The sequence below is a fragment of the Mitsuokella jalaludinii DSM 13811 genome, from assembly GCF_000702905.1.
In the GTDB taxonomy this organism is placed as follows: Bacteria; Bacillota; Negativicutes; order Selenomonadales; family Selenomonadaceae; genus Mitsuokella; species Mitsuokella jalaludinii.
This window is the reverse complement of record NZ_JNKR01000009.1, coordinates 65,341-77,914: the sequence shown is the minus strand read 5'-3', so window position 1 is coordinate 77,914 and position 12,574 is coordinate 65,341. Positions and strand designations below refer to the sequence as shown.

Annotated in this window: 14 protein-coding genes and 1 pseudogene; 14 read left to right on the top strand and 1 reads right to left on the bottom strand. The window is 58.9% G+C overall.

From position 1 onward, the window contains the following. From T518_RS06490 to T518_RS06430, 14 genes and pseudogenes are all read left to right on the top strand, one after another. Positions 1-830: RNA-guided endonuclease TnpB family protein (locus T518_RS06490; protein WP_211248186.1), on the top strand; the 830-nt coding region annotated here is incomplete at its 5' end. A gap of 15 nt (positions 831-845) precedes the next feature. After that, a pseudogene (locus T518_RS12455) lies at positions 846-998 on the top strand (zinc ribbon domain-containing protein); the annotation flags it as partial. 219 nt (positions 999-1,217) lie between these two features. After that, a complete protein-coding gene (locus T518_RS06485) occupies positions 1,218-1,874 on the top strand; it encodes a DUF4163 domain-containing protein (protein WP_036377067.1) in 657 nt (218 codons plus the stop codon). Between the two features lie 227 nt (positions 1,875-2,101). After that, positions 2,102-3,322, top strand: a complete 1,221-nt coding sequence (locus T518_RS06480) for an O-acetylhomoserine aminocarboxypropyltransferase/cysteine synthase family protein (RefSeq protein WP_036377062.1) — start codon at positions 2,102-2,104, stop codon at positions 3,320-3,322. Between the two features lie 97 nt (positions 3,323-3,419). Next, a complete protein-coding gene (locus T518_RS06475; RefSeq protein WP_036377057.1) occupies positions 3,420-3,926 on the top strand; it encodes a hotdog family protein in 507 nt (168 codons plus the stop codon). Between the two features lie 133 nt (positions 3,927-4,059). Next, a complete protein-coding gene (locus T518_RS06470) occupies positions 4,060-4,596 on the top strand; it encodes a biotin transporter BioY (protein ID WP_036377050.1) in 537 nt (178 codons plus the stop codon). After that, positions 4,593-5,735 (top strand): thiolase family protein, encoded by a 1,143-nt coding sequence (locus T518_RS06465; protein WP_036377046.1) that lies wholly within the window; start codon positions 4,593-4,595, stop codon positions 5,733-5,735. The genes T518_RS06470 and T518_RS06465 overlap by 4 nt, the downstream gene beginning before the upstream one ends. Positions 5,736-5,787: 52 nt before the next feature. After that, positions 5,788-6,720, top strand: coding sequence for an AMP-binding protein (locus tag T518_RS06460; protein WP_162177210.1), 933 nt, complete (start codon positions 5,788-5,790; stop codon positions 6,718-6,720). Further along, a complete protein-coding gene (locus tag T518_RS06455; protein WP_036377040.1) occupies positions 6,717-7,208 on the top strand; it encodes an AMP-binding enzyme in 492 nt (163 codons plus the stop codon). Before T518_RS06460 ends, T518_RS06455 begins: the two co-directional genes overlap by 4 nt. A 326-nt stretch (positions 7,209-7,534) precedes the next feature. Beyond that, positions 7,535-9,454 (top strand): threonine--tRNA ligase, encoded by a 1,920-nt coding sequence (thrS, locus tag T518_RS06450; protein WP_036377037.1) that lies wholly within the window; start codon positions 7,535-7,537, stop codon positions 9,452-9,454. A 229-nt stretch (positions 9,455-9,683) separates the two neighbouring features. Next, positions 9,684-10,262 carry a translation initiation factor IF-3 gene (gene infC, locus T518_RS06445; protein ID WP_036377034.1) on the top strand — a complete coding sequence of 193 codons (579 nt, stop codon included), beginning with the start codon at positions 9,684-9,686 and terminating at the stop codon, positions 10,260-10,262. Continuing rightward, positions 10,249-10,446 carry a 50S ribosomal protein L35 gene (rpmI, locus tag T518_RS06440; RefSeq protein ID WP_005842446.1) on the top strand — a complete coding sequence of 66 codons (198 nt, stop codon included), beginning with the start codon at positions 10,249-10,251 and terminating at the stop codon, positions 10,444-10,446. The genes infC and rpmI overlap by 14 nt, the downstream gene beginning before the upstream one ends. Positions 10,447-10,487: 41 nt before the next feature. Continuing rightward, positions 10,488-10,841: a 50S ribosomal protein L20 gene (gene rplT / locus T518_RS06435; protein ID WP_005842448.1), complete on the top strand. Its 354-nt coding sequence runs from the start codon at positions 10,488-10,490 to the stop codon at positions 10,839-10,841. Between the two features lie 118 nt (positions 10,842-10,959). Then, complete coding sequence (locus tag T518_RS06430; RefSeq protein WP_051652229.1) at positions 10,960-11,787, top strand: TrmH family RNA methyltransferase; 828 nt, start codon at positions 10,960-10,962, stop codon at positions 11,785-11,787. 5 nt (positions 11,788-11,792) lie between these two features. On the opposite strand, the gene T518_RS06425 is transcribed toward T518_RS06430, so the two are convergent. Further along, a complete protein-coding gene (locus T518_RS06425) occupies positions 11,793-12,548 on the bottom strand; it encodes a thiamine diphosphokinase (protein ID WP_051652228.1) in 756 nt (251 codons plus the stop codon). Positions 12,549-12,574 lie beyond the last annotated feature (26 nt).

The window sequence follows — 12,574 nt, the reverse complement described above, 5'->3', positions numbered from 1 at the left end:
AATGTAAAGCGAACCATCATTCTCTGACTTACGTCAAGACGAGTCAGTTCCTCATCGATCTCAAGAAGCGCGAGGATACATCCTGGCTTTCCGAAGCAGACAGCATGGCGTTGCAGGAATCTCTGCGCAATCTTGACCGCGCCTATGAGAACTTCTTCCAAAAAAGAGCAGGCTATCCGCGTTTCAAGTCAAAGCATAGTCGCAGTCAGTCCTACCGGACGCGCAATCAGGGAAACGGCATCCGCATCGAAGGCAACCGGATCAAGCTGCCGAAGGTCGGCCTTGTGAAAATCAAGCAAAGTCGGACGTTTGAAGGCAGGATCCTGAATGCCACAGTCAGCCGCACAGCTTCTGGAACATACTTTGTTTCCCTTTGCGTCGAGATGGACAAAACGGCGCTGCTTCATCCAAATGGCGGCAGGCAGATTGGCATTGATGTTGGTCTGAAAGCGTTCTATTCGGACAGCGACGGCAATACGGTGGCGAGTCCGCGCCCGCTCAAGAGCCTCCAGCGCAAGCTCCGTCGAGAACAAAGGCGGCTTTCTCGCAAAATGCCGAAATCAAGGAATCGAGAGAACGCTCGTATCCGCGTCGCTCGTGTCCATGAACGCATCGCAAACATCCGCAGGGACTTCTTGCACAAGTTGTCTACACGGCTTGCCCGTGAAAACCAAACGGTAGCCGTGGAACACTTGAATATCAAAGGAATGCTTCGGAATCACAGACTTGCAAAGTCGATTTCCGATGTAAGTTGGAGTGAGTTTTTCCTCCAACTTGCGTACAAGACGGAACTGCACGGCGGCGAATTGCTGAAAGTGGATACCTTCTAACCGTCGAGCCAGACCTGCAGTCTTTGCGGCTATCAGAACCCGTTGACGAAGGATTTGAGTGTTCGCGAATGGGATTGCCCGGCGTGTGGAACGCATCACGACAGGGATGTGAATGCCGCAAAGAATATCCTGCACAAGGCTTTGGAGGACAAATCCACAGCGGCATAAGCTGAAATAAATATCTACCGTGGGGCACACGGGAATTCACGCTTGGGGAAATCGTGTAAGACGCCAATTCTTCGGAGGCGGTGCAGTGGTTGTTGAACCAAGAATCCCCTGCCTTTCAGGCATGGGGAGTGTCAACCATGATACAAACGGCAACCTATCATAACCATCATGACATTTCATTTTACAGAAGGTTGTAATTTTTATGAGGGGGCGGTTGAGATGAAACATTCTTTCGTAGCTATGGCGCTGATGGCAGCGGCAATAGGGATGTCTTCGGCATTTGTCGCTTGTCCGACGGCATCGGCGAGCATCTCGTCGGAGGCGGTGAAGACAGGGGGACAGGACTCGTTGTACCCTGTCGTGCATATCAAGGATGATGCGGCGGTTGCAGCGAAGATCAATGCGGATATCCGCAGTCAGATCGAGGACATGAAAGCTGCGTTGAATTACCAGTATGATGAACTGCAGGTATCATACAAACTCAAATATGAAGGGCAGAGTTACGTTTCGCTCGTTCTCTGCGTTTGGACGTACACGCATGGTGCAGCGCACGGCATGCCACATTATCGCGGCGTCACGTACAGCAAAGACGATGGTGAGCGCGCAAGCATCCGTGATTTTGTGAGAATAGGCTCAGATGATGCCTGGCGCATCTACAATCTGCCAGTGTTCAGCGGCAGTGGAAAGGAAATCCCGAAGTATCAGCTGTTTCGGGATTATGCGAGTGAACCACTTAGCGGCAATTTCTACCTTGCCGGTCACGGCCAGGTCGCGTTGATCTATCAACCTTACCAGCTCGCGGCGTTTGTTTATGGTATGACGAGCATCATTCTACCGGAGGGACTCGTCGAAGAGCTTAACGAGAAAAACCCATGATAAGTATAAACGATACATGACATAAGTGTATCGATGTATCGACACAGTATGCGGTTGACAACGAGGCGTGCGTGATATATCATAGATAATATATATGCGATATATAGTTGACGGATGTGTACATATCGGTAGGTCATTCGAGAGACGGAAGCCTATGGGTCTGTGCGGGGTGCTCTGCGCCCTGGCACGGGCCTGTAGGCCTTTTTTTATGGACGGGAGATGGTTTTATGCGATTTACGACACGCTTGCTGCACGGCAGCTTTGGGCCGGATCAGGCGACGGGGGCGACGACGCAGCCGATTTTTCAGACATCGGCATTCTATCAGGAGACGGCGGAGGATATGGCGCGGGTGTTTGCGGGGCGCAAGCCTGGCTTTGTCTACACGCGCGTCAGCAATCCGACGCTCATGAGCCTGGAGCGTCGCATCAATGATCTGGAGGGCGGTGCCGGTGCTGTGGCCTGTGCATCGGGCATGGCGGCGGTCTCGCAGGCGGTGCTCAATGTGCTGCGGGAGGGCGATGAGCTCGTGGCGTCGGGTGGTCTTTACGGCGGCACGAGTTCGCTGTTCCGCGATCTTGCACACTACGGCATCCAGGTCCGCTATGCGGACGGCGACAGTCCTGCGGCTTTTGAGGCTGTGATGACGGAGCGCACGCGCCTGCTCTACGTCGAGACGATCGGCAACCCGAAGCTCGACGTGCCGGACATCAAGGCGCTCGCAGAGCTCGCCCATGCGCATGAGGTCCCGCTCTTCGTTGACAATACGGTGACGACGCCGTACCTCTGCCAGCCTCTCACGCTCGGCGCGGATGTCGTCATCCACTCGACGTCAAAATCGCTCAACGGCAATGGCAATTCCATCGGCGGGATTGTCGTCAGCGGACGGAATTTCCGCTGGGATCCTGTGCGCTTCCCGAAGTTCCAGGATTACCGCTTCGGGCCGATGAGCTTTCTCGTGCGCATGCGCATGCGCATGGTGACGGATTACGGCGGCTGCATGGCGCCGATGAATGCGTATCTGACGGGCATCGGTCTCGATACGCTGGCCCTGCGCCTGGACCGCATCACATCGACGGCGCAGCAGCTCGCAGAGCATTTTGCTGCACGTGGCGTTGCTGTCAATTATCCGGGGCTTGCCTCGAGCCCTTATCATGAGGTGGCCAAAAAGCAGTTCGGCAATCGCTACGGTGCGATGCTGACCCTGCGGCTCGGCACAAAGGAAAAGGCATTTGACTTTATCAACCACTTGCACTACGCACTCAATGTCTCGAATATCGGCGATGCCCGCACGCTCGTCCTGCATCCTGCCACGACGATCTTCGTGCATGCCAGCGAAGAGGAGAAGGCGGCGGCCGGTGTGACGGATGACCTCGTGCGCATCAACGTGGGCCTTGAGGATCCGGAAGACCTGCTCGAGGATTTCCAGCAGGCACTGCAGCAGATCTGAGTCCTGGCTGCGGCAAAGCGATTCTGCTTTGCCGCAATTTTTTTTGACTGGATTCTTCGATCCACGCTACAATGGTGTGTGCAAGGGGGAATGTGAGATGTTTCGTGATTTGGCGCGCATGACAGCTAGCCTGAAGGGTGCGCGATATGAGGGGGCTTTGATTGGCCGGGCGGTCTGGCAGTGCAGGCGGGGGCGTGCGGGCGATGGCCTGCACATCCTGCGCGATCATCATGGCCTTCTGGACATTGTGGCTGCAGATGATTCGGGAGAACTGCGGCTCACCATGCTGCTCGGGCACCGCGCTCCGCAGAGGGATGAGCCGGCCAGGCGAGCCGGGCGGCCGTTGCAGATACTGGCGGAAGGGGTGCCGGATGAGATACAGCTATCCTTCTGCTTCTCGGCGGAGGAGGTGCACGCCTTCGTGGAAGATGTCGGGGACACGAATCCGCTTCATGCCGGTGATGCGCCGCTTGTCCCCGGCCTGGAGATCCTCGAAGCCGCTCTGTCCCGCGAGGAAATCTGCCGTGCGGCGCGCGTCGAGCTGCGCTTTCATGGCGCTTCGTTTGCCGGAGAAATGGTCTCGGTGCAGGTTCGCTCTCTTTAACGTTAACCTAAGCAGTGACATTGGTTGACATGATAGGATGACTGTCCTATAATAAGACACATGCGCAGCACTGTCGCTGCCTTGATGTTTGAGCCCTCCGCGGGGATCGGGGAGGGGATTAGGGGGAATTCGTATGGATTTAACGGCAAGAGATATGACGAAGATGGCGCTCTGCGTGGCGTTCTGCTGCGTGACGGCGTATATTTCTTTTCCGCTGCCTTTTACGCCCGGCATGGTCACGGCGCTGACGCTGGCACTCGGTGTCACGGCCTTCGTGCTGCCGCCGAAGCAGACGTTCCTGGCGCTCTTCCTCTACGTCCTGCTCGGCTGCATCGGCCTGCCGGTCTTTGTCGGCGGCACGGCCGGCTTCGGCAAGCTGTTCGGCCCGACGGGCGGATACATCTTTGCTTGGCTTGTCGTTTATCCGATCATCAGCGCGCTCAAGGGGGCGAGACCGAACTTCAAGCGCTATGCGCTCGTCGACATCGTCATCGGCATCCCGCTGACGTATGTCGGCGGCCTGATCTCGATGATGCTCGTCATGGACGTCAGCCTCGAGGCGGCGCTCGTCATGGCGGTGCTGCCCTACATCCCGGGCGATATCATCAAGTGCTTGATGGCGGCCTTCCTCGGCGTCAAGGTCAACGAGGCGCTGGCGCATAACCGATGAGAGAGGTATTCATTGCGGCGGGGCTGCGCACGCCCATCGCGCATCGCGGCGGGGCACTCGCGCATGTCCTGCCGGAGGCACTCGGCGCGCGCGTCATCCGCGCCATGCTGCGGCGTCTTGGGCTCGGGGGCGCGGAGCTGTCCGGCGTGCTCGCGGGCAATGCGGTGGGCACGGGCGGCAACATTGCGCGGCTCATGGTCTTGCGGGCGGGACTGCCAGAAGAGGTGCCGTCCTGCACGGTCGACATGCAGTGCGCCTCTGCGGCGGCGGCCATCTCGCTGGCGGCGGCGAAGATCGCGAGCGGTCAGGGAGAATGCTTCCTGGCCGGCGGCATGGAGAGCGCCTCGCTGCAGCCCTTGCGGGTCTACGATGCGCGCGACCCACGCCGCGCTCTTGTACCGGATGGTGTCTACCGCACGGCGCAGTTCTCGCCCGGCGAACTGGCGGAGGATGCCATGCTGCGCGGGGCGGAGCGCGTCATGCAGCAGGAAGGGGTGACGCGCGCGGAGCTCGACGCGGCTGTGCTGCGCAGTCATCGCTTGGCAGCCGCAGCCTGGCGGGAAGGCCTGCTCGATGATGTCGTCCTGCCGCTGTCGGAGTGCGCACGCGATACGGGCATCCGCCCGCAGCTCACGCAGCGTCTGCTCGACCGGCTGCCGCCGCACTTCGGTCCGGGGACGCTGCTCAATGCGGGCAATGCCTGTGCGATTCACGACGGTGCGGCGTTCCTGCTGCTCGCCAGCGAGGCGTTCCTGCACCGCCAAAGATGGAAGCCTCTGGTCCGTCTGGTAGCGACGGCCTCGCGCGGCGGCAACCCGCAGGAGAGCCCGCGCGGCGCGATGCGCACGGCGGACTTCCTGCTCAAGCGGCGGGGCCTCTGCTATGAAGACTTGTCGGCTATCGAGTTTAACGAGGCGTTTGCGGTCATCGATGTGCTGTTTGACCGCGCGCATCACGGCTGCCTCGACCGCTACAACCGGCTCGGCGGAGCACTGGCCTACGGCCATCCGTACGGCGCAACAGGTGCAATCCTAGCCATTCACCTGCTGCGTTCCCTGCAGACGGCGGGCGGCGGACTGGGCATTCTCTCCATTGCTGGAGCAGGCGGCATGGGCGAAGCCGTTCTCCTGCATATGTGATGCGGGGCGGTATGGAATCGGACAGAGGGGAAGGTCATAGATGCATGAGGGCATGAGAAGACAGGACGTGCAGGCGGCAAAGGGCTGCCTGCACGATTATGCGGCACTGATCCGCTGGCAGGCTGCCTGGCAGCCGCAGAAGGTGTTCCTGGTCGCGGATGAGGAGAAACTGACGTACGATGCGCTGTGGCGGCGCGTCGCTGCTATGGCGGTTGAGGCGTCTTTTTTGGGTGTTCGCGGCGACATCCTCGTCCTGGCGGATGACTTTATCGGCCAGCTGGTCTCGTTCTTGGCGCTGCAGGCCATTGGGGCACGCCCTATCCTGCTGCATCACGGGATGGAGCCTGAGGAAGTGCGGGCCGTCCAGCGGGAAAACGGCCTGCAGGGCATCTGGCGCTGCGCGGGTGCCTCGCATCTCTTTGAACCGTCGGGGCTGGTAGAGCGCACACATGAGGAGGCGGATGTCCTCGGCGTGCTGAGCTCCGGCTCGACCGGGACGCCGAAGGTCATGTACCGGACATATGCGAGCTGGGCGGGCTTTTTTCCGGTACAGGATGATATCTTCCAGGTCTGTGCGGACACGGTGATGTTCCTGCACGGCAGCCTGAGCTTCACGGGGAATATGAACAGCCTGCTCTCGGTGCTCTATGAGGGCGGCACAGTGGTGACGAGCGGTTTGATGCGCTGCCGTCATTGGGAAGACCTGATGCGCTGCCATGGCGTGAACTGCCTCTACCTCGTGCCGACAAAGCTCCATCTGATGGGGCGCGCCATGCACGGGCCGTATGCGGGTGTTTCGACGATCTTTACGGGGTCGCAGCTCCTGACGCCTGACATGCTGCGCCAGCTGCAGGCGGTCTTTCCGGCGGCCAGGATCTTGCTCTATTACGGGGCGAGCGAGCTCAATTACATCACGTACGCCGTCTGTGATGATCCGGACCGCGACAGCGCCAATCTCGGGCGGCCGTTCCCCGGCATCGGGTGAGCATCGGCGCAGAGGGGCTCATCTACGTCACGACGCCGTACCATGTCAGCGGCATCGAGATACCGTTTTCGGTCAAGGACACAGGATCGCTGAACGAGCGGGGTGAGCTGATTTTTGGCGGCCGGCGCGAGGCGTGGATTAACAAGGGCGGCGTCAAGATCAGTACGGTGCATCTCGAGTTGGCGCTCAAGGCGCTGCCGGGCATTGCCGATGCGGTCGTGCTGCCGGTCTGCGATGCGCGGCGCGGTGATACGGCCGCCGCCTTCCTCGTTCCGGAAGACGGGGCAGAGCGCCCGCTGATCCGCTACATGGTCCGGCACGCACTCAAGCCGGTTGAGGTCCCCGACGTGATCGTGCTTCTCCCGCACTTACCGCTTAATGACCGCGGCAAGATCGACCGGACGGCACTGCACCGCATCCTCGGCACGCTGCAGAAAGCGGCGCGGGCCGGATGCGATTCCGATGCGAAATGTGAAGAAAAAACATGATCGGAGGCTTGACAAGGTCAGGGGAGGCTCCTATAATAAAGCCATCGACAAAAGCGATGCGGAAGACATGACCGCGGGGACGCTGCCTCAAGAGAGGGATGCATTTGCTGTGAGCATCTCAGGTGAGCGCCGGGGCTACCCCTTCCAAGCTGCCGTGCTGAACGAGAGTAGGCGCTGCCGGAGCACATTCTCCGTTACGAAATGCTGAGTGGCTGTTTCCTGTCTGGCGACGGGGAGCGGCAATCAGGGTGGAACCACGATGCATGAGCTTCGTCCCTAAGCGGGACGGAGCTTTTTTGATTTCCTGAATTTAAGGAGGGCATATTATGTTAAAGATTACCATGAAAGACGGTGCGGTGCGCGAGGCGGAAGCTGGCATCAGCATCCAGGATTTCGTGAAACAGGTAAGCAACAGCCTAGCCAAGAAGGTGCTGGCTGCTAAGGTGGACGGCGAGACGAAAGATCTCACGACGGTCCTCGATAAAGACTGCAAGGTAGAATTTTTGACGTTCGACGACGAGGATGGCCGCTGGGCACTGCGCCACACGGCTTCCCACATCCTCGCACAGGCCGTCAAGCGCCTCTACAAGGATGCCAATGTGCGCCTGGCCATCGGCCCAGCCATCGAGAATGGCTTCTACTATGACTTCGACATCGACCGTCAGCTGACGGAAGCCGATCTTGCGGATATCGAGAAAGAGATGAAGAAGATCGTCAAGGAGAACCTCAAGCTCGAGCGCAAGGAAGTCAGCCGCGAAGAGGCCCTGAAGTTCTTTGAGGAGAAGGGCGAGACCTACAAGGTCGAGCTCATCAACGATCTGCCGGAAGGCGAGAAGATCACGATGTACACGCAGGGCGAGTTCACGGACCTCTGCGCCGGCCCGCACGTTGTCTCGACGGGCAAGGTCAAGGCTTTGAAGCTCATGAGCATCGCCGGTGCTTACTGGCGCGGTGATGAGCACAACAAGATGTTGCAGCGCATCTACGGCACGGCCTTCGAGAAGCAGGCTGACCTCGATGCGTACCTGCACATGCTCGAGGAGGCCAAGAAGCGCGATCACCGCAAGCTCGGCAAGCAGCTCGACCTCTTCAGCCTGCATGAGGAAGGCCCGGGCTTCCCGTTCTTCCATCCGAACGGCATGGTCGTTCGCAATGAGCTCATCAACTACTGGCGCGATGTCCATCGCCGCTACGGTTACCAGGAGATCAAGACGCCAATCATCCTGAACCGTCAGCTTTGGGAGACGTCCGGCCACTGGGATCATTACAAAGAGAACATGTACTTCACGAAGATCGACGGTGAAGACTATGCGATCAAGCCGATGAACTGCCCGGGCGGCATGCTTGTCTACAACTCCAAGCAGCACAGCTACCGTGACCTGCCGCTGCGCCTCGGCGAACTCGGCCTCGTCCATCGCCACGAGAAGTCCGGCGAGCTCCACGGCCTGTTCCGCGTCCGCAACTTCACGCAGGACGATGCGCATCTCTTCGTCACGCCGGATCAGGTAGAAGAGGAAATCCAGCACACGATCGACCTCTTCGATGAAGTCTACAATACGTTCGGCCTGACCTACGTGGCCGAGCTCTCGACACGCCCAGATGATTCCATGGGCACGGATGAGGATTGGGAACTCGCGACGAATGGTCTGCGCAAGGCTCTTGAGCACCGCGGCCTCGACTATATCGTCAATGAGGGTGACGGCGCGTTCTATGGCCCGAAGATCGACTTCCACCTCAAGGATTCGATCGGCCGTACGTGGCAGTGCGGTACGATCCAGTACGACATGCAGATGCCGGAGAAGTTCAACCTGACGTACGTCGGCGAGGATGGCGAGAAGCATCGCCCGATCATGCTGCACCGCGTCGTCTACGGCTCCATCGAGCGCTTCATCGGCATCCTCATCGAGAACTACGCCGGTGCATTCCCGACCTGGCTCGCCCCGGTACAGGCACGCATCCTGCCGATCACGGACAAGCAGGCGGATTATGCCTACGAGCTGCGCAAGAAGATGTTCGACCTCGGCCTGCGCATCGAAGTCGATGACCGCAGCGAGAAGATCGGCAAGAAGATCCGCGAGAGCCAGATGCTCAAGACGCCGTATTCGCTCGTTGTCGGCGACCAGGAGATGGCCGATGGCACGGTTGCTGTCCGCAAGTATGGCGAGCAGCAGAGCGAGACGATGAAGGTCGAGGACTTCATCGCTTACCTGCAGGAGCAGATTGCGACGAAAGCAAAGAAATTCTGATCCGGAAAGAAATTCGGACGGATGATGAGATGAGGGGTTGACACGGTATCCATACCGTGTTATACTCACAAAGTACGCAACAAGAAGGAGCCACCGCTTCTCACCTGATGATGAACAGTCAGCCGGGTTTATAGTATGAATTGATGGAGGTGGCTTTGTGCCGCCTCCTTTTTAGTTATTTCTATTATAAGGTTGCAGACGTGATAATTGATCAGGAGGTGTTTCCACTATTAGCAGGGAATCGTTAAGAATCAACGAACAGATCCACATCCGCGAAGTCCGCGTGACGAGCGCTACGGGTGAGCAGCTCGGCATCATGCCGACGCGCGAAGCGCTGCGCATGGCCGAGGAACAGCATCTCGACCTCGTCGAGGTCGCGCCAAAGGCAAAACCGCCGGTCTGCCGCATCATGGATTTTGGCAAGTACCGCTATGAACAGCAGAAACGGGAGAAGGAAGCCAAGAAGAAGCAGAAGACCATCAACATCAAAGAGGTCAAACTTCGCCCGAACATTGAGCAGCATGACTTCGATGTCAAGCTGAAGAACGCACTTCGCTTTGTCGAGGAAGGGAATAAGGTCAAGGTCACGATCATGTTCCGCGGCCGCGAACTCTCGCATCCGGAGCTCGGCAAGGAAGTTCTCTCGCGTGTGGCTGCGGCCCTTGGAGATGCTGTCTCCATTGAGCGCAATGCCAAACTTGAGGGTAAGAATATGACGATGATCGTTGCACCGAAGGTACAGAAGTCATCGAAAAAGAAGTCGCAGAAGACGCAGACTAAGGGAGGAAATAGCAATGCCGAAAATTAAGACTCGCAGAGCTGCCGCAAAACGCTTTACCGTAACGGGCAGCGGTGAATTCAAACGCAACAAGGCTTTCAAGAGCCACATCCTGGAGAAGAAGTCCCCGAAACGCAAGCGCAACCTGCGCAAAGCTACGCTCGTAGCTGGCGCTGATTTTGGCCGCGTCAAGAACATGCTCCCGAACGGCTGAGCCGCGGGACAATCGATATAGATATTTAGGAGGATAAGAACATGCCAAGAGTAAAAGTCGGCGTGACTGCACATAGACGTCATAAGAAGATCCTGAAGCTTGCTAAGGGTTACAAGGGTTCCAAGAGCAAACAGTTCAAGAAGGCAAACGAGACTGTCATGAAGGCGCTCTACTACGCGCGTCGTGACCGCCGTGCGAAGAAGGGCAACTTCCGTCGCCTCTGGATCGCTCGTATCAATGCTGCTGCACGTACGAACGGTATCTCCTACAGCAAGCTCATCAACGGCCTGACGAAGGCTGGCGTTGAAGTCAACCGCAAGATGCTGGCTGACCTCGCTATCTCCGATGAGAAGGCATTTGCGCAGCTCGTAGCTGTTGCAAAAGAGAATCAGTAATTCTTGAATTCTTGATTCCATGGCCCGACGGGCGGCACGCAGGTGCTCCCGCCGGGCTTTTGTATTAGGTCGTTTCAGGTTTCTGGTTTCGGGTAAGGGTAGAGCAGAGGAGAGAACCATGGTCATCGACAGTGCATCCAACAAGAAAATCAAGCTCATGGAGAGCTTGCGCCTGCGCAAGCACCGAGAGAGAGAAGGGCTTTTCCGCATCGAAGGCGTGCGCCTGGCGGAGATGGCGGCGGAGTCCGGCTGGGAACTGCGCTTTGGCCTCTACACGGCGGAGCTATTGGAAAAGGAGCGCGGCCGCCAACTGCTGGCAGGCCTCCGGGAGCGCTGTCCGCTCTATGAGATCAGCGCGCCCCTTGGGAAGAAAGTCGCAGCGACGGATACGCCGCAGGGCATCTTCCTCGCTGCAGTCCAGCAGAAGACGGACCTTTCAGAGCTGGCAGGCGGGGGGCAGAGCGGCCGGAAGCAGGATGGCGCAGAGCAGCCGCTCTTCGTCGTGCTCGACGGCGTGCAGGACCCAGGCAATGCAGGCACGATCATCCGCACGGCTGATGCCGTCGGTGCGACGGCTGTTATCCTGACGAAGGGATCGGTCGATATCTTTGGCGACAAGGTGGTGCGCGCGACAATGGGCTCGCTCTTCCACCTGCCCATCGTGGCAGATGTCAGCGCGGCGGAGGTCGCTGCCTTTGCAGAGGCGGCAGACTGCCAGCTCCTCGCGACGGCACTCGATGCGCTGGCCAAGCCACATTTTGCAGTTGACTTCCGCAGGGGCTCATTGATTGCCTTCGGCAATGAGGGCAATGGCGTCTCGGAGGCCCTGCTGCGCGCGGCGGCGAAGGTCTACATCCCGATGTACGGCCGGGCGGAGTCACTCAATGTCGGCGTATCGTCAGCCGTCGTGCTCTACGAGGCCGTGCGTCAGCGCCGCTTCTGCTGATCTTGTCATTCGCGCCAGACGAAGTAGACGCCGAGCAGGCCGTCTGTGAGTGAGACGGAGAGCGAGCTGCTGCCCTCGGCGAGCACGTTGCTGACGGCGCGCATGCTGCGTGCTTCCAGTGTCGCGCCCGCAAGCGGCCAGTGCATGCCCGTGAGGTTCACGCCCCGGCAGCTTCCTGTCAGCGGCAGCAGGGAGATGGCCTTGGGGGCTGATTCCGGGATACATGTCACGGATTCCCCGCCGTGCACAAAGAAGATAGCCTCGCGCTCATCGGCGAGCAGGCACGGCAGCGGCGCAAAGGCGCAGCTCATCACGGTGGAGAGCGCGTGGTCGAAGCGCCCGCCGAATGCGCCGGTGACGATGGCTGCCGGGAATCCAGCTTCTTTTGCAATCCTGAGTGCAAGCTGTGTGTCGGTGTCGTCTTTCTCGGGCGGGAATTTCTCGATGGGGATGCCTTTTTTCTCGGCGAAGTGCCAGGCAGCGGGTGCGGCACTGTCGCCGTCACCGATGAGGCGCTGCGGCACGATGCCGGCAGCTAGACAGGCATCAAGGCCGTGATCGACGGCCCAGACAATGCGCCCCTCAGATGCCTTGCGGAGCCATTCGACTTCCGGTGCGCGGCCGCCAACGACGAGCAGGCAGGCTTGCTGGAAACAGGAGAGGGCGCCCTGCAGGTAAAGTTGCGGCAACTGCAGGATGGCAGGGCGAGTGGCTGCGTTATCCCTGCCGTTCATGTCGTTCATATTGTTCATGTTGTTCATGGTAAGACCTCGATTTCACTAGGGGT